This is a genomic window from Psychrobacter sp. Choline-02u-9 (assembly GCF_002836505.1).
Lineage (GTDB): Bacteria > Pseudomonadota > Gammaproteobacteria > Pseudomonadales > Moraxellaceae > Psychrobacter.
This window is the reverse complement of record NZ_PJBF01000011.1, coordinates 1-2859: the sequence shown is the minus strand read 5'-3', so window position 1 is coordinate 2859 and position 2859 is coordinate 1. Positions and strand designations below refer to the sequence as shown.

The window sequence follows — 2859 nt, the reverse complement described above, 5'->3', positions numbered from 1 at the left end:
AAACTAAGGAAAATGGTAGTATTTGGCAAAAAATAAAGGTCGGTTTCCCACCAAATTATACTTTAGAAGATGTGGAACATTCAAAAAATGAAGCGAAAAATGAGTTTTTTCTGTCCATAATAAATTTAGCTAAAAAACATAATGATAATATTGTTTACGTAGAATTTGACTGCAATGAAATCTTAAATGAATACTATCGTCACTATGCCATTGCTAATGAAAAAATGGCAATAGCACGACTACCAAAAGTACTACGATTACCTGAAGATAAGAAAACATTTAATATTCAAAAGATTAATGAAGCAATTCATCACAACGTATTTATATTCGACAAGAAACATGTATCATGATCTGTTATTTTATATATTTTCTAGACAAATTTTTCGTATAAGAGTTTTATTTGACTATCATATGGAGAGTTCATGAACTCAATTACTAGTAGCTTTCCCACACCAATCTACAGACGAAAAAGAGCCCCTTTTGCGTTAGTCAAAGGGGTTAGATATGAGTCTATTATTTGAATTTTTGACAAACAACATTGTTTTCATTTCTTTAGAAAATATCGTAGTAAGTAGGTAACCCCAAAAAAAAGAAGGCTAGAATGTGTAGTAGAAAAATGTCTTTTTTCTACTACACACTGAAATATATATCCGATAACCTAAAAATAGTATCAGTAAGCCCTAAAATAACGAAAAGCATAAATAGTATGAGTCGCTATTAAGTGCTGTACAATAATAAATATCCAGTCCAATACCCATTAACACAGATGCTATATATATAGTTAGTTCATAAACAAAGAAATATAGCATATGGTCACAAAGATATAGATAAAACTATACCTGAGATACTTTATCGAAAAAACCAACTGCACGGCATAAATAATTAAATAAAATTAGTAGAGAAAGCAAACTCTACTCCAACTAAAACCTTTTGACCTACCCTCTACACTGACTGAACACTCCAACCTGTCTACAAATTATGCTATTCTATATTGGATATATGTAAGCATTTATTTAGTTTTAGCAAATTTTTTAGTTATTGCTAATTAAATTATAAATCCAGACACAAATACTTTAAATAGGCGCCCCATATGTTTATAAAAAAACATTTTTCTCATTTATCTGTTTTTACCATGATATTCATGTTTTGCAGTAATGCACAAGCTGAAACTCATCAAGATAAAATCCAAGTAAAGGTATTTATCGCAGCGATGTTTGAAATTGGTGAGAATAGTGGAGATAAAGCAGGCGAATTTCAGCATTGGTATAATCAATACTTTACAGACAGTAAGCCTATAAAAGTAGAAGGTGCCCATAGCCCAGTTTATTGTAACTCCGAAGGTGTCTGTGGTTCGGTATTAGGGATGGGTAAAGTAGGGTCTTCAGCATCCATGCAAGCAATCACACTTTCTCCTAAATTTGACTTTAGCAAAAGCTACTTCGTTCTAAGCGGTGTCGCAGGAACACCACCGAGCAAAGGCACGATAGGTGATGTAAGTTGGGCGTCTTGGCTCGTAGATTATGACTTAGGTCACCGCTGGAAAGCTGAAGAAGGTGAAAAAGGTGCACATACGTTTTACACCCCGCAAAGGCTATGAAGATATTCGCCGCTATCAACTTAACTCTGAACTGCTAAAATGGAACCTACATCTAAGCCAGTCAGTTGCTTTAAAAGATTCAAAAGAAGCCAGCGCATATCGAATGAAATACCCTGATGCAGCAGCACGACGGAACCCAGCTATAACCGTAGGCACTCATATGACAGGAGATACCTTTTTTCATGGTCCAGGATTGTCTAAACAAGCGCAATACATCGCTAAATTATATAATGCAGATGATTACATTATCACTGAAATGGAAGCCGCTGCAATAGCACAAGTACTCAACAGAACGGTAGGTATTGAACGCATAATGAGCTTACGTGGTGCAGTGAATTTTGATCAAGGTAATCCAAATGAGACTACGCTTCAACATCTAGATCCAGCGCCAGGAGAAACAGCTGGTGGCTTTGCAGAAATAGTAGAAAATATAGTACTAGTGGGATCAAAAACTGTCGATCACATCGTTGATAACTGGGATGTCTGGGAAAAAGGTGTGCCAAAATTCAAAGAAGAATAAAGAACTCCAAGATAAATTCTAAGTAGTACAACAGACAGTTAATAGTTAGCAAGCAGTAAGTAGTTCCTAGAGTAGGTTTACACTCATTCTGGGAACTACGATGTCTTATAGTTCTACTACCAATATAGCTCTTCCATTACAGCTTGATTAGAAAATAATTAAGCCTTCGATCGGCTTACGCTCGTTAGATAGTATACGATTAAGTAAGCTGTAGGATTCATCCTTGATATAGACCTCTATTCAATCTTTAGCGAGTTTTCTCATTCTATCTAAGTTACTCAAAAGATGACAGTGCCACTCAGCTAAATAATAAAGATACCTTATTACTCGCAGTAAAAGGTGCTTCTTGTCCCAATATCAATGCCTAATACCTCACGGCTCTCTCCTCTAGCATACTAAAAGGGTAGAAGCGGATATTATGGTGTCTTTTATCGTTTATAAACTTTACTGGCTAGGTATAATCTAATACATTTGGTTATATTCAACGGCATAGTCTTGCCTGATGATAGATATCTCTTTTGTTTTAGGGCACGGGTTTCGCTTTAAAATAATATATACGCAATGAAAACATCTGTGGTTCTGTAAGTAGTAAGGTTCGCATATACGTTGTAGCATTGGCAAAATAATTCTTAATGTTAGCCAAAGAAAAGCCCTCTTTGCTTGAGCGTTGGGGGCTTTATCTAGGTATAGAAAGTTGACGAACGAGAAGAGCGCCGTTAAAGCAAAACACTGCTAACTGCGA

At 35.5% G+C, this 2859-nt stretch carries 3 protein-coding genes; all 3 read left to right on the top strand.

Annotation, left to right across the window (positions count from 1 at the left end; all coding sequences use genetic code 11):
- Nucleotides 1–350 (top strand): hypothetical protein (locus tag CXF69_RS14250; RefSeq protein WP_180954798.1); only part of this gene is annotated, 350 nt, incomplete at its 5' end.
- Nucleotides 351–1141: 791 nt separating this feature from the next.
- Nucleotides 1142–1597, top strand: a complete 456-nt coding sequence (locus CXF69_RS14555) for a nucleoside phosphorylase-I family protein (RefSeq protein WP_198551513.1) — start codon at nt 1142–1144, stop codon at nt 1595–1597.
- Entirely contained in the window at nt 1563–2117 is a 555-nt protein-coding gene (locus CXF69_RS14550) for a nucleoside phosphorylase-I family protein (RefSeq protein WP_198551512.1), read from the top strand. The genes CXF69_RS14555 and CXF69_RS14550 overlap by 35 nt, the downstream gene beginning before the upstream one ends.
- The last annotated feature ends 742 nt before the right edge of the window (nt 2118–2859 follow it).

Bases quoted from the DNA above. Each gene is read 5' to 3' on its own strand.
- CXF69_RS14555 (WP_198551513.1), top strand. From the start codon at position 1,142: ATGTTTTGCAGTAATGCACAAGCTGAAACTCATCAAGATAAAATCCAA.